Genomic DNA, 18,148 nt, shown 5'->3' with positions numbered 1-18,148 from the left:
GGCCGGTCTGGGCGGTCAAGGCCGCGGCCTCCGCCGCGCGCCCGACTGTGATGCCGTACGGCAATACTGTGAAGCGATACCCACCCCGTCAGGGCTTTCCGCAGCGGGGGCGCGCTCCTACTCTCTGATATTCCACAGTCGATGCTGGAGCGGCCCGTGGCGACCACCGGAACCGATGTCGACGCGCTGCTGCGCACCGGACCGTTCCACGCCGCCCTGCGCGCCGCGATCGACCGCAGCGGGCTGACCCTGGACCGGCTGCGCGAGCGGCTGGCCCGCCGCGGCATCCACGTGAGCCTGGCCAGCCTGAGCTACTGGCGGCTGGGCCGCAGCCGCCCGGAGCGCCCGGACTCGCTGCGCGCGGTGGCCGCCATCGAGGTGATCCTCGGCCTGCCGCGGCACTCGCTGGAGGCCCTGCTCGGCCCGCCCCGCCCGCGCGGGCGCTGGGTCGGCCGGGAGCCGCAGGGCAAGCGGTACGGCTCGCTGCTGGAGCCCGCCCAGTCCCTGGCCGAGACGGTCGAGGCGCTGGCCGGGCCCTCCGACGGCAAGCTGCGGCCGTGGTGGCTGGACGAGTCGGTCACCGTGGACCGCGCGGGCGCGCTGCGGCGGGTGCGGGCCCGGCAGGTGGTCCGCGCGGTCGCCGACGGCCCGGACCGCCACCTGGCGGTGTACTGCGGCGAGCCGGGCGAGGACCCGGCCGCGATCAGCTACGCCGCGCTCGCCGGGTGCAGGCTGGGCCGGGTGCGCAGGCACCGCACGGCCCCCGTGGTGGCCGCGGAGCTGCTGTTCGACCGCGTGCTGCTGGCGGGCCAGACGCACCTGTTCGAGTACGACGTGGTGATCACCGGGGGCAGGCAGGCCACCGACTACCGCAGGGCGTTCCGCTACCCGGCCGACTCCTACGTGCTCAGCGTGCGCTTCCACGGCCGCAGGCTGCCCGCGCGCTGCTCCGGGTTCGTCCAGCGCGGCGAGGACACCGCGCAGGTCAGCGACGAGGAGCTGGGGATGACCGCGGGGCACCTGGTGCACATCGCCGAGCGGGACGTGCGCCCGGGCGTGCTGGGCATCGCCTGGGAGTGGGCCTAGACCTTGACCGCGCGGTGCAGGGCGACCACGCCGAAGGTCAGGTTCAGCCACTCGACCTCGCCCCAGCCCGCCGCGGCGATCAGCTCGGCGACGGCGCGCTGGTCGGGCCAGTCCCGCATGGACTCGGCCAGGTACCGGTAGGCCTCGGGGTTGGACGAGACCGGGCGGGTGATCAGCGGCAGCCCGCGCAGCACGACGTTGCGGTAGAGCCAGCGGATGGGCCGCCACGGCGGCTGGGAGACCTCGCAGACCACCAGCCTGCCGCCGGGGCGGGTGACCCGGGCCATCTCGCGCAGCGCGGCAACCGTCGGGGCCATGTTGCGCAGGCCGAAGGAGACGGTCACCGCGTCGAAGGCGTCGTCGGCGAAGGGCAGGTGGAAGGCGTCGGCCGCCACCCGCGGCACGTCGCGGTGGGCGCCGTGGCGCAGCATCTGCAGGGAGAAGTCCGCCGCGACGCACCACGCGCCGGAGCGGGCGTACTCGACGGTGGAGACCGCGGTGCCCGCGGCCAGGTCGAGCACCTTCTCCCCGGGCGATGCGTCCAGCGCGCGGCGGGTCAGCTCCCGCCAGCGCCGGTCGAAGCCCAGGGTCATGACCGTGTTGGTGCGGTCGTAGCGCTTCGCCACCCCGTCGAACATCGATGCGATGTCGGCGGGGTCCTTGTCCAGCCCGGCGCGGCCCATGTCCGAACTGTACGACCCCACCCCCCGCGCAGCGCGGCCAGCATGCCCGCACCGGCCCCCGGCCCGCCGGGGCCTGCGCATGGCCGCCCGGCGAACACCTGCCGAACACGCGGGGCGGGGGGCAACCTTGGCCAGAAGGTGGACGGGCGGTCACCTCGCGGTTGGGTGGTGGACACCGAGCGTGGTCAATCTAGGTCGGCATGACGCTCTTGTCCTCCCGCCCCGTCGACCCGGGCCTGCTCTCCCGCGCCCTGGAGGTGGCGGGCAGGCTGGCCAACGACGCCACCGACGTGATCACCGCCACCGCGGGCCGCGGCGCCCGGCCGGGCGCCGAGGACAGCCCCTTCGACTGGGTGACCGACACCGACCGCACCCTCGAACGCCACACCCGCCGCGTGCTGACCGCCGAGTTCCCCGGCATCCCGGTCATCGGCGAGGAGTCGGGCGGCGACGCCGCGGACGCGGAGTTCCACTGGGTGGTCGACCCCGTCGACGGCACGGCGAACTACGTCGCCGGGTTGCCGTGGTGCGCCTACAGCCTGGCCCTGGTCGACGTGGCCGGCCCCGTGGTCGGGGTGGTGGCCGATCCGTACCGGGGGCAGATCTACGCCGCCGCACGGGGTCGGGGGGCGCGGGCCAACGGGCAGCGCGTGTCCCTTGTGGACCGACCCGATCTCGCCGGGGCGGTCGTGTGCACGGAGCTGTCCCCGACCGGGGCGTGGCCGGGGATGGGGGCGTTCATCGAGCAGGCCGCGGCGGCACACGCCGGGGTGCGGGTGCTCGGCTCGGCGGCGCTGGCGATCGCGCAGGTGGCCCTGGGGCACGCCGCCGCCGCGGTCCTGCACAGCTACCACGCCTGGGACGTCGCCGGTTCCCTGGCCTTCGCCCTGGAGGCGGGCGCGGTGGTCCTCGACCGCAGCGGCGGGGACGCGGCGATGCCGATGGACGGCCTGCTGGTCGCCGCGCCGGGCGTCGCCGCGCAGGTGCTGGCGTGGTGGCTGGCTACCCGACGCCCAGACGCGCCTGCTCCTGCCACCCGCTGATCCGCCCCATCACCTGGAACAGGACGGCACCGGCGGCGACCAGGAGCAGCGTCGCCACGGTGTCGACGACGACCGCCGTGCGCAAGCCGTCCAGCGACCGCACGTCGCGGAGCATCAGGACGACCAGGACGCGGTCGGCGACCACGGCGGCGATCCACAGGGCCCACCAGGTGTTGACCTGCGCGCTGCCGGGCAGCAGGTCGAGCGAGTTCACCCCGCGCGCGTCGGGCCTGCTGCCCCGCCACACGTCCCGCACGACCTGGTAGGGGAACCAGAGGTTGACCACCGGCACCAGCCAGCTCCCGACGACCCACCCCCGCCCGTGGCGGTGCGGCGCAATCGTCAGCCGCGCGGCGTTGTCCCACGCCCGCCACAGCCACCCGACGAACCCGACCCCGGCGACGACCAGCGCCCCGAAGTAGACCCACGCGAGCACCTGCGTCCGCTCGTCGCCCGCCAGCACCTCGGAGTAGGAGACCGAACGGTCCTCGAGGTAGGCCTCGACGAGGAAGTACCCCGCCCGGTGGGCCCAGGTGGACGCCACTCCCGCGGCGCAGGCCACCGCGATCAGCGCGGTGGCGGTCCACCGCGCGCCGGAAACGGGCAACAGCGCAGAGCGCACCACAGACATGCGGCAATCCCCCAGAGTCGGAACACCTGATCATCGCGGCAGGCGCCGACCCCGTTTCACCGGGCAGCGGCGGATCCCGGGCTCAGGCGTCGAAGTCGACGGTCACCTGGTCGGTCACCGGCAGGGACTGGCAGGTCAGGACGAAGCCCGCGGCCAGTTCGTGCTGTTCGAGCGCGTAGTTGCGGCGCATCGACACCTCCCCGGAGACCACCTTCGCGCGGCAGGTCCCGCAGACCCCGCCCTTGCACGCGAACGGCAGGTCGCCGCGGACCCGTTGGGCGCCGTCGAGGATCGGCTCGTCGAAGGCCAGGGCGACCTCGGTCTCCCGGCCGTCGAGCAGCACCGTCACCGACGCGACCGGTCCGTCCGGCCGTTCCTCGACCCGCTTGGGCTCCGGCGGCGGCTCGTCGACGTAGAACAGCTCGCGGTGGACGCGGTCGGCGGCCACCCCGCGCGCGGCGAGCACCCCGGTGGCCGCCTCCACCAAGCCGAACGGCCCGCACAGCCACCAGTGGTCCACGTCCTCGGCGGGCACCACGGACTCCAGCAGCGCGTTCAGCCGATCACCGTCGAGCCGCCCGGAGAACAGCTCCACATCGCCGGGTTCCCGCGACAGCACGTGGACCAGCTGCACCCGGTCCGGGTACCGGTCCTTCAGATCCGACAGCTCCTCGGCGAACATCACGGTGTCGGTGCGCCGGTTCCCGTACAGCACGGTCACCCGGTTCCCGGGCTCGGCGAGCAGGGTCGCCGCGATGGAGAGCACCGGCGTGATCCCGGACCCCGCGGCGATCATCGCGTGGTGGCCGGGCGAGTCCAGCGGCGGCGTGAAGCTCCCCAGCGGCGGCAGCACCTCCAGCACGTCCCCGGGCCGCAGCGAGTCCACCAGCTGGGCCGAGAACAGCCCGCCGTCGACCCGGCGCACGCCAATGCGCGGCGGCGCGCCGACGGGCGCGCAGATCGAGTAGGAGCGCCGCTCCTCGCGGCCCTCGACCACCTGCCGCAGGGTCAGGTACTGCCCCGCCCGGAACTGGAACTCCGGGCGCAACGCCTCGGGCACGTCGAAGGTGACCGCCACCGCGTCGGCGCAGAGGCGGTCCACCCGCGCGACCGGCAGTTCGTGGAACGTCCGCCGCAACTTCAGATCTCCTTGATGTGCTCGAACGGTTCCTTGCAGTCCTCGCAGGCCCGCAGCGCCTTGCAGGCGGTGGACCCGAACCGCGACAGCTCCCGGGTGCGCGGCGACCCGCAGCGGGGGCAGGCGACCCGGGCCGCGGGCGGCTCCAGGTTCAGCGGCACCGGGCCGCGGGCGCGGCCCAGCCGCGCGGGCGGGGCGATGCCGTGCTCGGCCAGCTTGCGCAGGCCGTCCTCGCTGATCCAGTCGGTCGTCCACGCGGGCGCGAGCACGGTCCTGACCTCCACCGAGGTGTACCCGGCCGCGGTCAGCGAGCGGGTCAGGTCGGCGCGCATCTCCTCCAGCGCCGGGCAGCCGGAGTAGGTGGGGGTGATGGTGACGACCACCCGGTCGCCGACCTCCTCCACCGAGCGCAGCACGCCGAGGTCGGCCAGGGTCAGCACCGGCAGCTCGGGGTCGAGCACCGCGGCGGCGACCTCCCGCGCGCTCACCACACCGCCCCCGGCATCGAGCGGTGGATGTGCTGCATCTCCGCCAGCAGGTAGCCCATCGCCTCGGTGTGCACGCCGTCGCGGCCGCCGGGGCCCGCGATCGGGTTGACCGACGGGCGCTCCAGCGCCGCGGCGGCGAAGACCGTGCCCAGCACCTCGTCCACCTCGTCGCGCAGCGCCGCGGAGTCCACGGCGATGCCGGGCAGCCGCTGCTCCACCGGGTGCGCGGCGAACAGCTCGTCGACGAACGGCCAGACCCGGTCCAGCCCGGCGACCATGCGCTCCCGCGAGTGGTCGGTGCCGCCCGCGAGCCGCAGCGTCCACTGGGCGGCGTGGTCGCGGTGGTAGGCGACCTCCTTGACGCCCTTGGCCGCCACCGCCGCCAGCACGGGGTCTGCAGAGTCGGTCAGCCGTTGCAGCAGCGCGAGGCGGTAGGTCGAGAAGACCAGCAGGCGGGCGATCGTGGTGGCGAAGTCGCCGCCGGGGCCGGGCCCGCAGTCGATCTCGACCAGCCGGGTGTTGCGGAACTCGTGCTCGTCGCGGGTGAAGGCCAGCGCGTCCTCGTCGCGGCCCGCGCCCTCGGCCTCGGCGGCCCTGGTCAGCAGCAGCCGGGCCTGCCCGAGCAGGTCGAGGGCGATGTTGGCCAGCGCGACGTCCTCCTCCAGCTCGGGGGCGCGCGAGCACCACTCGGCCACCCGCTGGGACAGGATGAGCGCGTCGTCGCCGAGCATCAGGCAGTAGGCGGCCAGGTCGTCGCGGTCGACCTCGGCGGGCAGCGCGCGGTCCACCCCGGACAGCGCCGCGGTGAAGCCGGTGCCGAAGGCCCAGTGGCGCTCCTCACCGGCATCGACGAGTCCTTCGTAGGCGTTCACAGGTGCGGCACGTCTTCCGGGATCGAGTAGAACGTGGGGTGGCGGTAGACCTTGTCGCCGCTGGGGGCGAAGAACGGGTCCTTCTCGTCCGGGCTGGACGCGGTGATCGCCGCGGCGGGCACCACCCAGATGCTCACGCCCTCGTTGCGCCGGGTGTAGAGGTCGCGCGCGTTGCGCAGGGCCATCTCGTCGTCCGGGGCGTGCAGCGAGCCCACGTGCACGTGGTTGAGGCCGCGCTTGCCGCGCACGAACACCTCGTACAAGGGCCACGACGACCGGGGACCGCTCACGCCACCTGCTCCTTCGCCTTCTTCGCCGCGTACGCGGCGGCCGCCTCGCGCACCCACGCGCCGTCCTCGTGCGCCTTGCGCCGGTGCGCGATGCGCTGGGCGTTGCACGGCCCGTTGCCGCCGACGACCTGCCAGAACTCGGCCCAGTCGATCTCGCCGAAGTCGTGGTGGCCGCGCTCGGGGTTCCACCGCAGCTGCGGGTCGGGCAGCGTGACGCCGAGCTTCTCGGCCTGCGGGACGGTCATGTCGACGAACTTCTGCCGCAGCTCGTCGTTGGTGTGGCGCTTGATCCGCCACTTCATCGACTGCTCGGTGTTGGTCGACTCGCTGTCCGGCGGGCCGAACATCATCAGCGACGGCCACCACCAGCGGTCCACCGCGCGCTGCACCATCTCCCGCTGCGCCTGGGTGCCGCCCATCATCGTCAGCAGCAGCTCGTAGCCCTGGCGCTGGTGGAAGGACTCCTCCTTGCAGACGCGGATCATCGCCCGCGCGTAGGGGCCGTAGGACGTGCGGCACAGCGGCACCTGGTTGACGATCGCCGCGCCGTCGACCAGCCAGCCGATCACCCCGACGTCGGCGAAGCTCAGCGTGGGGTAGTTGAAGATCGAGGAGTACTTCTGCCGACCCGCGATGAGCTTGTCGGTCAGGTCGGCGCGGTCGGCGCCCAGGGTCTCGGCCGCGGCGTAGAGGTAGAGCCCGTGGCCCGCCTCGTCCTGCACCTTGGCCAGCAGGATCGCCTTGCGCCGCAGGCTGGGCGCGCGGCTGATCCAGTTGCCCTCCGGCTGCATGCCGATGATCTCGGAGTGGGCGTGCTGGGCGATCTGGCGGATCAGCGTCTTGCGGTACCCGTCGGGCATCCAGTCCCGCGGCTCGACCCGGTGGTCGGCGGCGACGATGCGCTCGAACTCGTGCTCCACGGCACGATTGTTACACATTTCCGCCGATTTAGCGCCTGCCTGTCACACCCGCTTGACCCGGTGCGGCGGGCGCAGGTGCAGCGGCCCCGGCCTGCGCAGCCACCACAGGACCGCGCCGATGACCGCCCAGACCGCGGCGAGCAGGCTGGTCACCGGCAGGATCGTGAGCGCGGCCCCGCGGCCCGCGACGCGCACGAGGTCGGGGTTGCGCACGTCGTACTCGACCCGCACGACCTGGCCGACCTCCAGGTGCTCGGGGTAGAGCACCCCCACCGACGGCACCTGCTCCGCGCCGTCGGGGGTGGTGAACCGCACCAGCGTGCGGCGGAAGTCGACGCTGACCACCTCGGCCTCCGCCCGGCCGGTGTGGTTCTCGATCGCCACGTCCTCCACGACGGCCGCCACGATCAGCAGCACGCCGAACACGCACAGCAACCCACCGACCGCGACCAGCACCCGAGCGACCGCGCGGCGCACCCGCGCCCTGCTGTCCAGCTCAGGCACGGGGTCGAGACTAGTGGTCGGCGGTCAGCGCGCGGACGTAACCTGCGACATCGACCGCGGCGCCGATCGCCCGGTGCAGCGCGATGCCCTCGATGGCGGCCAGGACCAGCGCCGCCCGGTCGAAGGGGTTGGGGCAGCCGTGGGCGCGCAGCCAGTCGGCGAGGCGGGCGCGGACATCGGTGATCAGCGCGGCCAGGCCCGCGCGCAGGGGCGGGTGGCGCGCCGCGGCGAGGAAGATCTCGGCCATCAGCCGGTTCGCGGGCGACTCGGGCGGGTGGGCGTCGAGTTGGGAGACCAGCCGCGCGATGCCCTCGTCGGCGGTGCCCGCGCCGTCGAGCAGGTCCAGCCAGGTGGCGCCGAAGCTGTCGCAGAAGGCCAGGGCCGCCGCGGTGAGCAGGTCGGCGACGGTCGGGAAGTGGTAATGCACCAGGCCCGACCGCACGCCCGCCCGCTCGGCGACGGCGCGGGTGGTCACCGCGCCCCAGCCCACCTCGGGGATCAGCTCGGCGGCCGCGGCCAGCAGGCGGTCGCGGGTGGCCGCGCCGCGCGCGGACATCAGCGGACGGCCGCGGCGACGGCCGCGCGCAGCCGGGCGTGCAGGTCGCGCAGGCCGTCGCGCTCCGCGCGGACCTCGACCACGCGCAGGCCCGGGGCGGGCCGCAGCGCGGCGGCGAACTCCGCGGGGGTGGACGCCAGCGCGTGCGGGACGCCGTGCGCGGCGCACAGCGCGGCGATGTCGACCCCGTGCGGGGTGCCGAACACCCGCTCGAAGGCGGCCTTGTGCTCGGCGGCCCCCTGTTCGAGCAGGGTGAAGATCCCGCCGCCGTCGTCGTTGAGCACGACCGCCGTCAGGTCCGGCCGGTCCTCGCCCGGCCCGATGAGCAGGCCGTTGGTGTCGTGCAGGAACGTCAGGTCGCCGATGAGCGCGTAGCCGGGCGCGCCGGAGCCGAGCCCGACGCCGACGGCGGTGGAGAGGTTGCCGTCGATGCCCGCCACGCCGCGGTTGGCGTAGACGGTGATGTCGGCGCGGTGGTCGGCCACGAGGTCGACGTCGCGGACGGGGTTGGACGAGCCGAGGAACAGCGTCGCGCCCGAGGGCAGCGCGTCGACCAGGGCGCGGGCGATGTGCAGGCCGGTGGGCCACGGCTGCGCGCCGAGCAGCGCGTCCACCGCGCCCGCCGCGGCGCCCTCGGCGGCCAGCCAGCCCGCCAGCCACGCCGGGTCGGGGTCGGCGACGTGGCGCAGGTCGTCGTCGTCCAGCCAGCTGCGCACGTGCGTGGCGACGTACTGCGGGTCCGTCCACTGCGGATGGTCGCCGATGCCGATCACCGGCGCGCGGTCCATCAGGCCGCGCACGCCGCGGGACAGCGTCGGGCGGCCGACCACGACCACCGCGTCCGGCCGCAGGTCGGCGGGCAGCTCGCCGGCCAGCAGCAGCGGGCCGCCGCGCAGCACCCGCGCCCCGGCGGAGACCGCGGCCGCGGCGCCCACCGGCTCGGCGATCACCGGCCAGCCCGCCTTGGCCGCCACCGCGGCGGCCGCGCGGGCGCGCACCGGGTCGCCGCTGCCGACCACCATCAGCGCGCGGGCGGGCAGCGCGAAGTCGACCCGGTTGCCCGGCGGCGTGCGCTGCGCCGACCAGGTCGTCCAGCGCGCCCCGCCGGGCCGCCCGACCAGCGGGTCCGGCCAGTCGTCGGCGAAGGTCGGCACCAGCGGCTCGCGGAAGGGCACGTCGAGCTGGACCGGCCTGCCGGTCTCGGCGCGGGCCACGCCGCGGCAGACCAGGCCGCGCCACACCGGGTTGAGCCCGGCCCGGTGCTCGGCGACCGGGAAGTCCACGGCCACCGCCGCGCTGCCGAAGATCCCGCGCTGGTCGATGGTCTGGTTGGCGCCGGTGCCGTGCAGCTCCGGGGGCCGGTCGGCGGTGATGAGCAGCAGCCCGACACCGGAGTGGTGGGCCTCCAGGACCGCGGGGTGCAGGTTGGCCACCGCCGTGCCCGAGGTGCACACGACCGCGGCCGGGCGGCCGGTGGCCCGGGCCAGGCCCAGCGCCAGGAACCCGGCCGCGCGCTCGTCCACGCGCACGTGCAGGCGCAGCCGGTCGCGCGCCTCGAACAGCGCGAACGACAGCGGCGCGTTGCGCGATCCCGGGCACAGCACCACGTGGCGCACGTCGTTGCGGACGAGTTCGTCGACGATCACGGTCGCCATCGCGGTGGACGGGTTCACCCGGCCAGCCTGCCACGCCTGGCATGCTCTGGATGTGGCTGACCCCCTGGTTTCGGAGCTGTTCGACCCGGCGCAGTGGCGCGCGGTCGAGGGCTTCGACTTCACCGACATCACCTACCACCGCGCCGTGGACACCGGCGCCGTGCGGATCGCCTTCGACCGGCCCGAGGTGCGCAACGCCTTCCGCCCGCACACCGTCGACGAGCTGTACCGGGCGCTCGACCACGCCCGCATGAGCCCGGACGTGGGCGTGGTGCTGCTCACCGGCAACGGCCCGTCCCCGCGCGACGGCGGCTGGGCGTTCTGCTCCGGCGGCGACCAGCGCATCCGCGGGCGCACGGGCTACCAGTACGCCGCGGGCGAGACGGCCGAGACCGTCGACCCGGCGCGGGCGGGCAGGCTGCACATCCTGGAGTGCCAGCGGCTGATCCGGTTCATGCCCAAGGTGGTCATCGCGGTGGTCCCCGGCTGGGCCGCGGGCGGCGGGCACAGCCTGCACGTGACCTGCGACCTGACGCTGGCCTCGGCCGAGCACGCCCGGTTCAAGCAGACCGACGCCGACGTGGGCAGCTTCGACGCGGGCTACGGCTCGGCCTACCTGGCCCGCCAGATGGGCCAGAAGTTCGCCCGCGAGGTGTTCTTCCTGGGCCGGGCGTACACCGCCGAGGAGATGGTGCGCATGGGCGCGGTCAACCGGGCGGTCCCGCACGCGGAGCTGGAGGCCGAGGCGCTGGCGTGGGCGCGGGAGATCAACGGCAAGTCGCCCACCGCGCGCCGCATGCTCAAGTACGCCTTCAACCTCATCGACGACGGCCTGGTCGGCCAGCAGCTCTTCGCGGGCGAGACGACCCGGCTGGCGTACATGACCGACGAGGCCGTCGAGGGCCGCGACGCCTTCCTGGAGAAGCGCGCCCCCGACTGGTCGCCCTACCCGCACTTCTACTGATGGACCGCCTGCGCGCCGTCCTGGAGTCCGGGGGCGTGTGGACCGTGGCGACCTCCGGGTCGACGGGCACGCCGAAGACGGTCCTGCTGCCCGCGTCGTGCCTGCTGGCCTCCGCGCACGCCGCGCACGCGCGGCTGGGCGGGCCGGGCACCTGGCTGCTGGCGCTGCCGACCGAGCACATCGCGGGCGTGCAGGTCCTGGTGCGCTCGTGGGTGGCCGGGACCACGCCCGGGGTGCTCGCGGGGCCCTTCCGCGGCAAGGCGTTCGTCGAGGCCGCCGCCGACGTGCTCGCCGCCGACGGCCCGCGCTACACCGCGCTCGTCCCGACCCAGCTCACCCGGGTCCTGGCCGAGGGCGGCGCGGCGCTGGCCGCGCTGCGCTCCTTCGACGCCGTGCTGGTGGGCGGCGCCGCCCTGGCCTCCCCCGTGCTGGACGCGGCCAGGGCGGCGGGGGTGCGGGTGGTGACGACCTACGGCATGACCGAGACCGCGGGCGGCTGCGTCTACGACGGCGTGCCGCTCGACGGCGTGGCCGTGGAGCTGGTCGACGGCGTGATCCGCATCGGCGGCCCCACCGTCGCCGCGGGCTACGCGGGCGGCCCCGCCTTCGACGGCTGGTTCACCACCGCCGACCTCGGCGCGTTCGCCGACGGCAGGCTGCACGTGCTCGGCCGCGCCGACGACGTGATCAACACCGGCGGGGAGAAGGTGGCCCCCGCCGCGGTCGAGGCGGTCCTGCTGGCCCACCCCGGCGTCCGCGAGGTGTGCGTGGTCGGCGTGCCGGACCCGGAGTGGGGCCAGCGGGTGGCCGCCGCCGCGGTCGGCGAGCTGCCGGAGGCGGCGCTGGCCGCGGTGCGCGCCAAATTGGGTGCGGCCGCGGTGCCCCGTCGGGTAGTTGTGGTGGCGGCGCTGCCCGAGCGGGGGCCGGGCAAGGTGGACCGGGCCGCGGTGGCCGCGCTCTTCGCCTGAGGAGTGGTGGATGGATCTGGCGGTTGTCACCCTGGCCGAGCGGCCGGACCTGGTGGGCCTGGGCAACGACTTCCCCGGCGCGTGGCCGGAGATGATGATGCAGGACCCGGTGGCCGACCTGTACTACGGCGTGGTCGGCACGGTGTACGCCGAGTACGCGATGTACGCCTACGACCGGGACAACCCCGGCCGGGCGCTGGCCAAGGCGTACTCGGTGCCCTTCACCTGGGACCGCGACGAGCTGCCCGACGCCGGGTGGGACGAGGTCATCCGGCGCTCGGCGCTGGACCGGATCAGCGGCCGGGTCGGCGACCGGGTCTCGGCGCTGGAGATCTGCGTGCAGACCGACCTGCGCGGCACCGGGCTCTCGGCGGTCATGCTGGCGGCCATGCGCGACAACGCCCGGCGGCTGGGGCACGACGTGCTGGTCGCGCCGGTGCGGCCCAACGGCAAGACCGACCCGCACCAGCCGATGGCCGACTACGCCTTCCAGACCCGCGACGACGGCCTGCCCGTCGACCCGTGGCTGCGGGTGCACGTGCGCGCGGGCGGGCGGATCGTGCGGGTGGCCCCGCGGTCGATGACGATCAGCGGGACGCTGGCGCAGTGGCGGTCGTGGACCGGGCTGCCGTTCACCGAGCCGGGCCCGGTGGCCGTGCCGGACGCGCTGGCCCCGGTGCTCTGCGACCCGGAGCAGGACGTGGCCGTGTACATCGAACCCAATGTCTGGGTGGAGCACAGCACGGCGTAGCCCGTTCGGCGGAATTCCGCCGTCACCGTGTGACGAGTCCGTCACGGCAGGCGACAGTCCGAAGGGGAGGGCAGTCGAGACGGAGGTTTCGCCAGTGCGACCGCTCAAGGCAGGCCCGGTGCAGGCGTTCGCGGCCGAGCTGCGGGCTCTGCGCCGCCGCTGCGGCACCCCCGACCTCCCGTCGATCTCCCGCTCGACCGGCGCGTCGGTGGACGCGCTGGCGGCGGCGGTCGCCGGGGAGCAGCTCCCGGCGTGGCCGACGGTGGTCGCGTTCGTGCGCGGCTGCGGCGGGCGGGCCCCGGACTGGCGCGACCGCTGGGAGCAGGCCCGCGCCAGCCTCCTGGTGTCCATCCCCACCCAGCGCGCCCCGCGCTAGCAGGCGCTGAGCGCGATCTCACGTCCGGCCCGGTGCCCGCCCGGCCTGCCCGGGCGGCGAGACTGGGGGCATGGCGACGTTCACCCAATGGGTCACCGGGGCGCGGGTGCGCACCCTGCCGAACTCGGTGGCGCCGGTCATCGTGGGGGCGGCGGCCGCCGCCGAGGCGTTCTCCTGGCCGCGGGCCCTGCTCGCGCTGCTCGTCGCGCTGGCGCTGCAGGTGGGGGTGAACTACGCCAACGACTACTCCGACGGTGTGCGGGGCACCGACGCCGACCGGGTCGGACCGCTGCGGCTGGTCGGCTCCGGCGCGGTCGCCCCGGGCGCGGTGCGGGCGGCGGCGTTCGCGTGCTTCGGCGTGGCCGCGGTGGCCGGGCTGGCGCTGGTCGCGCTGAGCGGGCGCTGGTGGCTGCTGCTGGTCGGCCTGGCCTGCATCGCCGCGGCCTGGTTCTACACCGGCGGCTCCCGGCCCTACGGCTACTCCGGCTGGGGCGAGGCCGCCGTGTTCCTGTTCTTCGGCCTGGTCGCGGTCCTGGGCACGCAGTACGTCCTGCTGGGCGCGGTCACCTGGGCGGGCGCGGCGTGCGCGGTGGCGATGGGGTCGTTCTCGGCGGCCGTGCTGGTCGCCAACAACCTGCGGGACGTGCCGACGGACTCGGCCACCGGCAAGACGACGCTGGCCGTGCGCCTGGGCGAGGCGAACACCCGCCTGCTGTACGCGGCGCTGGTGGCGCTGCCATTTGCGATGACGCTGCTGCTGGCCGTGCCGGTCAAGCTGGCGCTGATCGGGCTGCTGTCGGCGGCCCTGCTGGTCCCGGCGCTGCGAGCGGTGGTGGGCAGGGCCACCGGGCTGGCCCTGGTGCCGGTGCTCAAGCAGACGGGCCTGGCGATGCTGGCCTGGGCGGTGCTCACCGGCGCGGCCCTGGCCCTGGGCTGACGGCCGCCGCCTGCGGCGAAAGTGCTGTTCGCCGCAGGCGGGGGGCCGGTCGGGGCGGATGTCGCCGCCCGGTAAAGCCGATCTAAAGGCCGGGCGGGGAGTCCTCATCCCGCTTGCGGCGGTTCTCGTCGAGCTTGCGCAGGAAATCGGGATCGTCGTCGGGCGCGAGCGGGGTCCGCCTGCGCTGCGCGACATCCGTGGGCTGGGGCCCGAACGCCCGCCACATCAGCACGGCGAGCGTGAGGGCGCCGACCGCGGCGAGCAGGTACACCATCGAAGCCACCTCCAAGCACTGAGGTGTTCGAGGTTAGTCCTTCCGCCGGGCAGGCGGGACGGTCATGCGGGTCCGTTCGCCTCGGTGGTCAACTCCGCGAGCAAGGTCTTCACCTCGGATTCGCGGAACCGCCGGTGGCCGCCGGGCGTGCGGATCGAGCCGATCCGGCCCGCGGTGGCCCAGCGGGTGACGGTCTTGGGGTCGACGCGGAACAGCGCGGCCACTTCCCCCGGGGTGAGCAGTCGTTCGCCAACGTGCGCGGTCACGGCTTCCCTCCTTAGTCGCCGGTGTGGAGCAAAACAGGACCATCGTGGCATCTCGCCCGCCGGGTACTCGAACGGTTGGCTGATGGTAAAGAGGTAGTAAGGGACAAATAGGTTGCATCGGACACCGGCCCCGGGGGCCGTACTCTGCACCTCCGTGGACAGTGTTGATCGCCGCATCATCGCGGCGCTGCGCACCAACGGCCGGATCACCTACGCCGACCTCGGCAGGCAGGTGGGCCTGTCGGCCTCCGCGGTGCACGAGCGCGTCGGCAAGCTGGAGTCCTCGGGGGTGATCACCGGCTACCACGCCGTGGTCGACCCGCGCGCGATCGGCCTCGACGTCACCGCGCTGGTCGGCATCCACCCGACCGACACCGCCGACGACGAGGACGTCGCCGCCGCGCTGGCCGCGCTGCCCGAGATCGAGTCGTGCTACCGGGTCGCGGGCGACGAGGCGTTCGTGGTCAAGGTGCGGGTCGCCACCGTGGACGACCTCGAACGCGCGCTCAACCGGCTGCGGCGCATCCAGGGCGTGGCGCGGACCCGGTCGACGGTGGTGCTCTCCACCCGCTTCGAGGGGCGGCCGAACTCCGCCGACCCCGAGGACGCGGGGTAGCCTGCGAGACGTGGACTCCACGCTCGGCCGCGACATCGCGTTCTACACCACCGCCCGCATCGCCCTCGTCGCCGCGGTCACAGTCGTGCTCCTGCTGTTCGACGTGCCGCTGCTGGTGAGCCTGGCGGTGGCCGTCGTCGTGGGGTTCCCGCTCGGCCTGCTGCTCTTCCGCGGCCTCAACGCCCGGGTCACCGCCGGGCTGGCCGAGCGCGGCCAGCAGCGGCAGAGCGAGCGCGACCGGCTGCGGGCGCAGCTGCGCGGGGAGGACCCCGACCGGTGACCGCCATCGACCGCTGCAGCGCCCCGGTGCGCGCATGGGTGTGCGAGGCGATCCGGATCATCGAGGCCGACGCGAACCGCAGCGCCGACACCCACCTGCTGCCGTTCCCGCTGCCCGCGTCGTGGAACATCCAGCTCTACCTCAAGGACGAGTCGACCCACCCGACGGGCTCGCTGAAGCACCGGCTGGCCCGCTCGCTGTTCCTCTACGCGCTGTGCAACGGCTGGATCCGCGAGGGCACCCCGGTGATCGAGGCGTCGTCGGGCTCCACCGCGGTCTCCGAGGCGTACTTCGCCAGGATGCTCGGGCTGCCGTTCATCGCGGTGATGCCGCGCACGACCAGCCCGGAGAAGGTCGCGCTGATCGAGCACCAGGGCGGGCGCTGCCACTTCGTCGACGCGCCCGACCAGCTCTACTCCGAGTCGCGCAGGCTGGCCGCCGAGCTGGGCGGGCACTTCATCGACCAGTTCACCCACGCCGAGCGGGCCACCGACTGGCGGGGCAACAACAACATCGCCGAGTCGATCTTCGGGCAGATGGCGCGCGAGCCGCACCCGTGCCCGGAGTGGATCGTCGTCGGCGCGGGCACCGGCGGCACCAGCGCCACCATCGGCCGCTACATCCGCTACCGCGCCCTGGAGACCCGCCTGGCCGTGGTCGACCCGGAGAACTCGGTGTTCTTCGACGCCTGGCGGGACGGCACGGCGCTGACCGGCTGCCGCGGCTCGCGCATCGAGGGCATCGGCAGGCCGCGGGTCGAGCCGTCGTTCGTCGGCTCGGTGATCGACCGGATGGTCAAGGTGCCGGACGCGGCGTCGATCGCGGTCATCCGCGAGGTCTCGGAGGTGCTGGGCAGGCGGGTCGGCGGCTCGACCGGCACCAACCTGTGGGGCGCGTTCGGCATCGTCGCCGAGATGCTGGCCGCAGGCCGCTCGGGCAGCGTGGTGACCCTGCTGTGCGACGGCGGCGAGCGCTACGGCCACACCTACTACGACGACGGGTGGATCGCCGAGCAGGGCCTGGACCTGGCCCCCTACGGCGAGGCGGTGCGCAAGTTCCTGGCGACGGGCCGCTTCGGCGGCTAGGGAACCCGGATCGGGGGTTGGTTCGTCATGTGGGGTAACCAACCACTGGGGGTTGAGCCATGAGGCCGGAACCGCGTCTCACCGACACCGACATCGAGCTGATCGCCACCCGCGCCCGCAGCGCCGCCGCGTCCCCGGCCCTGCGGGCCCTGCAGCGCCGCATCGACCGCGGCGACCTCTCCTGGCGCGACATCACGCACGGCCGCACCGCGCGCGACCAGGGCGTCTGGCACGCCGTGGACGCGGGCTTCCCGCGCTGGGAGGGCTGAGCCCGGCTTCAGCGGGTGCGGCGCAGCTCGCTGGGGAAGTCGTCGGCGACGGTGGCGGCCATCTCCAGCAGGCCGAGGCGGGTCTCCGGGAGCAGGCGGTCCAGCTCGATCTCCGCGCCCTCCTCCAGGTGCGGGTCGAACGGGATGCGGCAGACCGCGCGGCAGCGGGCGCCGAAGTGCGCGGCCAGCTTGTCCAGGTCGACCTTGCCCGAGCCCGGCCGCACGGAGTTGATCACGGCGACCGAGCGGGCGACGAGGTCGCGGTAGCCGTGCGCGTCGAGCCAGTCCAGGGTGGCCGACGCGCTGCGGGCGCCGTCGACCGAGCCGGAGGAGACGATCACCAGCGAGTCGGCCAGGTCCAGCACGCCCTTCATCGCCGAGTGCATCAGGCCGGTGCCGCAGTCGGTGAGGACGATGTTGTAGAAGTGCTCCAGCAGGGCGACCGTGCGGCGGTAGTCGTCCTCGCTGAACGCCTCCGACACCGCCGGGTCCTGCTCGCTGGCCAGCACCTCCAGCCGGGACGGGCCCTGGGAGGTGTAGGCCCGGATGTCGCTGTAGCGGCGGACGCGGTCGGCGTCGCGCAGCAGGTGGCGGACGGTGGCGGTGGTCTCCAGCGGGATCTTCTGGCTCAGCGTGCCGCGGTCGGGGTTGGCGTCCACGGCGATCACCCGGTCGCCGCGCAGCGAGCTGAACGTCGAGCCCAGGGTGGTGGTCGTGGTGGTCTTGCCGACGCCGCCCTTGAGGCTGAGCATCGCGATCTTGTAGCAGCCGCGCAGCGGCTGGTTGACCCGCGCGATCAGCTCGCGGCGGCGCACGTCGGCCGGGCTCTCGCCGGGGTTGATCAGGTGGCCGCTGGCCACGTAGACCGCCCGCCGCCAGCCCGACTGCGGCGCCCGCTTGACCTGCTTGACCAGCCGCGACGTGGACAGCTCGCCCTGGTGGGCAGGCGGGGGCGGCGGCTGCTGGTAGCCGTAGCCGGGCGGCTGGTACTGCGGGCCCGACGGGGTGGGCTCGACGTAGTAGCCCGGGTGCGGGCCGGAGTGCCCCGGCCCCACCGGGTAGGCCCCGGAGGTGGCGGGGTTGACGTGGTGCGGCCCCGACTGCCCGGGGGCGACCGCGTGCGGGCCGGACTGGGCCGGGCCGACCGGGTGCGGGCCCGACTGCCCGGCAATGTGGTGCGGACCGGATTGCCCGGCGACGTGGTGCGGGCCGGACTGCCCCGCGACGTGGTGCGGGCCCGAGTGGCCCACCGGGTGGGGGCCGGAGTGCCCGGCCACGGCGTGGGGTCCGGACTGGGCGGGGTTCACGGCGTGCGGGCCGGACTGGCCCGCGACGGCGTGCGGGCCGGACGAGCCGGGGTGCGGCGTCGAGTCGGTGCCCGCCTCCTCGGCCAGGTGCGAGTCCGCCAGGTCGGGGTTGGGGCCGAAGTCCGCGGGCTCACCGCCCGCCTGCGGCCGCCACGGCATGTCCGATTCCTCCGGGCGTCCAGTCACCCC

Annotated in this window: 24 protein-coding genes; 11 read left to right on the top strand and 13 right to left on the bottom strand. The window is 74.6% G+C overall.

Going from position 1 to position 18,148, the window contains the following annotated elements; translation table 11 throughout:
• The first annotated feature begins 156 nt into the window (after positions 1 to 156).
• Complete coding sequence (locus ACWEPX_RS30285) at positions 157 to 1,086, top strand: hypothetical protein (protein WP_451900680.1); 930 nt, start codon at positions 157 to 159, stop codon at positions 1,084 to 1,086.
• Here ACWEPX_RS30285 and ACWEPX_RS30280 read toward each other — a convergent pair.
• The gene (locus ACWEPX_RS30280; protein WP_451900679.1) at positions 1,083 to 1,769 is read right to left on the bottom strand and encodes a demethylmenaquinone methyltransferase; all 687 of its coding nucleotides are present in this window, start codon (positions 1,767 to 1,769) and stop codon (positions 1,083 to 1,085) included. The two genes, ACWEPX_RS30285 and ACWEPX_RS30280, sit on opposite strands and share 4 nt — an antisense overlap.
• A 200-nt stretch (positions 1,770 to 1,969) precedes the next feature.
• On the opposite strand from ACWEPX_RS30280, the gene ACWEPX_RS30275 reads away from it, so the two are divergent.
• On the top strand, positions 1,970 to 2,812 hold the full coding sequence (locus tag ACWEPX_RS30275) for an inositol monophosphatase family protein (protein ID WP_451900678.1): 843 nt from the start codon (positions 1,970 to 1,972) through the stop codon (positions 2,810 to 2,812).
• Here ACWEPX_RS30275 and ACWEPX_RS30270 read toward each other — a convergent pair.
• From ACWEPX_RS30270 to menD, 9 genes are all read right to left on the bottom strand, one after another.
• Positions 2,772 to 3,443, bottom strand: coding sequence for a DUF4328 domain-containing protein (locus tag ACWEPX_RS30270; protein ID WP_451900677.1), 672 nt, complete (start codon positions 3,441 to 3,443; stop codon positions 2,772 to 2,774). The genes ACWEPX_RS30275 and ACWEPX_RS30270 overlap by 41 nt on opposite strands.
• 82 nt (positions 3,444 to 3,525) lie before the next feature.
• The gene (gene paaE / locus ACWEPX_RS30265) at positions 3,526 to 4,581 is read right to left on the bottom strand and encodes a 1,2-phenylacetyl-CoA epoxidase subunit PaaE (protein ID WP_451900676.1); all 1,056 of its coding nucleotides are present in this window, start codon (positions 4,579 to 4,581) and stop codon (positions 3,526 to 3,528) included.
• 2 nt (positions 4,582 to 4,583) lie between these two features.
• Positions 4,584 to 5,072: a 1,2-phenylacetyl-CoA epoxidase subunit PaaD gene (paaD, locus tag ACWEPX_RS30260; protein ID WP_451900675.1), complete on the bottom strand. Its 489-nt coding sequence runs from the start codon at positions 5,070 to 5,072 to the stop codon at positions 4,584 to 4,586.
• The gene (gene paaC, locus ACWEPX_RS30255; RefSeq protein ID WP_451900674.1) at positions 5,066 to 5,941 is read right to left on the bottom strand and encodes a 1,2-phenylacetyl-CoA epoxidase subunit PaaC; all 876 of its coding nucleotides are present in this window, start codon (positions 5,939 to 5,941) and stop codon (positions 5,066 to 5,068) included. Before paaC ends, paaD begins: the two co-directional genes overlap by 7 nt.
• Positions 5,938 to 6,231 (bottom strand): 1,2-phenylacetyl-CoA epoxidase subunit PaaB, encoded by a 294-nt coding sequence (paaB, locus tag ACWEPX_RS30250; RefSeq protein WP_451900673.1) that lies wholly within the window; start codon positions 6,229 to 6,231, stop codon positions 5,938 to 5,940. The genes paaC and paaB overlap by 4 nt, the downstream gene beginning before the upstream one ends.
• Complete coding sequence (gene paaA / locus ACWEPX_RS30245; protein WP_451900672.1) at positions 6,228 to 7,169, bottom strand: 1,2-phenylacetyl-CoA epoxidase subunit PaaA; 942 nt, start codon at positions 7,167 to 7,169, stop codon at positions 6,228 to 6,230. Before paaA ends, paaB begins: the two co-directional genes overlap by 4 nt.
• A 24-nt stretch (positions 7,170 to 7,193) precedes the next feature.
• Positions 7,194 to 7,655 (bottom strand): DUF3592 domain-containing protein, encoded by a 462-nt coding sequence (locus ACWEPX_RS30240; RefSeq protein WP_451900671.1) that lies wholly within the window; start codon positions 7,653 to 7,655, stop codon positions 7,194 to 7,196.
• 10 nt (positions 7,656 to 7,665) lie between these two features.
• Positions 7,666 to 8,211: a TetR/AcrR family transcriptional regulator gene (locus ACWEPX_RS30235; RefSeq protein ID WP_451900670.1), complete on the bottom strand. Its 546-nt coding sequence runs from the start codon at positions 8,209 to 8,211 to the stop codon at positions 7,666 to 7,668.
• Complete coding sequence (gene menD, locus ACWEPX_RS30230; protein ID WP_451900669.1) at positions 8,211 to 9,884, bottom strand: 2-succinyl-5-enolpyruvyl-6-hydroxy-3-cyclohexene-1-carboxylic-acid synthase; 1,674 nt, start codon at positions 9,882 to 9,884, stop codon at positions 8,211 to 8,213. The genes ACWEPX_RS30235 and menD overlap by 1 nt, the downstream gene beginning before the upstream one ends.
• Before the next feature lie 34 nt (positions 9,885 to 9,918).
• On the opposite strand from menD, the gene ACWEPX_RS30225 reads away from it, so the two are divergent.
• The 5 genes from ACWEPX_RS30225 (at position 9,919) to ACWEPX_RS30205 (ending at position 13,862) form a co-directional block, all read left to right on the top strand.
• The gene (locus tag ACWEPX_RS30225; RefSeq protein ID WP_451900668.1) at positions 9,919 to 10,830 is read left to right on the top strand and encodes a 1,4-dihydroxy-2-naphthoyl-CoA synthase; all 912 of its coding nucleotides are present in this window, start codon (positions 9,919 to 9,921) and stop codon (positions 10,828 to 10,830) included.
• Entirely contained in the window at positions 10,830 to 11,798 is a 969-nt protein-coding gene (gene menE, locus ACWEPX_RS30220; protein WP_451900667.1) for an o-succinylbenzoate--CoA ligase, read from the top strand. Before ACWEPX_RS30225 ends, menE begins: the two co-directional genes overlap by 1 nt.
• A gap of 10 nt (positions 11,799 to 11,808) precedes the next feature.
• Complete coding sequence (locus ACWEPX_RS30215; protein ID WP_451900666.1) at positions 11,809 to 12,549, top strand: N-acetyltransferase; 741 nt, start codon at positions 11,809 to 11,811, stop codon at positions 12,547 to 12,549.
• A gap of 94 nt (positions 12,550 to 12,643) precedes the next feature.
• Entirely contained in the window at positions 12,644 to 12,925 is a 282-nt protein-coding gene (locus ACWEPX_RS30210; protein ID WP_451900665.1) for a hypothetical protein, read from the top strand.
• Between the two features lie 70 nt (positions 12,926 to 12,995).
• Positions 12,996 to 13,862: a 1,4-dihydroxy-2-naphthoate polyprenyltransferase gene (locus tag ACWEPX_RS30205; RefSeq protein ID WP_451900664.1), complete on the top strand. Its 867-nt coding sequence runs from the start codon at positions 12,996 to 12,998 to the stop codon at positions 13,860 to 13,862.
• An 82-nt stretch (positions 13,863 to 13,944) separates the two neighbouring features.
• On the opposite strand, the gene ACWEPX_RS30200 is transcribed toward ACWEPX_RS30205, so the two are convergent.
• Positions 13,945 to 14,136: a hypothetical protein gene (locus ACWEPX_RS30200; RefSeq protein WP_451900663.1), complete on the bottom strand. Its 192-nt coding sequence runs from the start codon at positions 14,134 to 14,136 to the stop codon at positions 13,945 to 13,947.
• Between the two features lie 62 nt (positions 14,137 to 14,198).
• The gene (locus ACWEPX_RS30195) at positions 14,199 to 14,402 is read right to left on the bottom strand and encodes a BldC family transcriptional regulator (protein WP_189209400.1); all 204 of its coding nucleotides are present in this window, start codon (positions 14,400 to 14,402) and stop codon (positions 14,199 to 14,201) included.
• 154 nt (positions 14,403 to 14,556) lie between these two features.
• Here ACWEPX_RS30195 and ACWEPX_RS30190 point away from each other — a divergent pair, with 154 nt between their 5' ends.
• Genes ACWEPX_RS30190 through ACWEPX_RS30175 form a run of 4 tightly spaced genes read left to right on the top strand, consistent with a single transcriptional unit; the run spans position 14,557 to position 16,652 of the window.
• The gene (locus ACWEPX_RS30190) at positions 14,557 to 15,018 is read left to right on the top strand and encodes an Lrp/AsnC family transcriptional regulator (RefSeq protein ID WP_451900662.1); all 462 of its coding nucleotides are present in this window, start codon (positions 14,557 to 14,559) and stop codon (positions 15,016 to 15,018) included.
• 10 nt (positions 15,019 to 15,028) lie between these two features.
• Positions 15,029 to 15,298 carry a DUF4229 domain-containing protein gene (locus tag ACWEPX_RS30185; protein WP_451900661.1) on the top strand — a complete coding sequence of 90 codons (270 nt, stop codon included), beginning with the start codon at positions 15,029 to 15,031 and terminating at the stop codon, positions 15,296 to 15,298.
• Entirely contained in the window at positions 15,295 to 16,383 is a 1,089-nt protein-coding gene (locus ACWEPX_RS30180) for a PLP-dependent cysteine synthase family protein (RefSeq protein WP_451900660.1), read from the top strand. Before ACWEPX_RS30185 ends, ACWEPX_RS30180 begins: the two co-directional genes overlap by 4 nt.
• A 59-nt stretch (positions 16,384 to 16,442) precedes the next feature.
• Positions 16,443 to 16,652 (top strand): hypothetical protein, encoded by a 210-nt coding sequence (locus tag ACWEPX_RS30175; RefSeq protein ID WP_451900659.1) that lies wholly within the window; start codon positions 16,443 to 16,445, stop codon positions 16,650 to 16,652.
• An 8-nt stretch (positions 16,653 to 16,660) separates the two neighbouring features.
• Here ACWEPX_RS30175 and ACWEPX_RS30170 read toward each other — a convergent pair whose 3' ends face one another.
• Positions 16,661 to 18,145 (bottom strand): AAA family ATPase, encoded by a 1,485-nt coding sequence (locus ACWEPX_RS30170; protein WP_451900658.1) that lies wholly within the window; start codon positions 18,143 to 18,145, stop codon positions 16,661 to 16,663.
• Between the last annotated feature and the right edge of the window lie 3 nt (positions 18,146 to 18,148).

The sequence above is a fragment of the Actinokineospora sp. NPDC004072 genome, assembly GCF_053604195.1.
The sequence above is the reverse complement of the archived record's forward strand: the minus strand, read 5'-3'. Positions and strand labels throughout refer to the sequence as shown.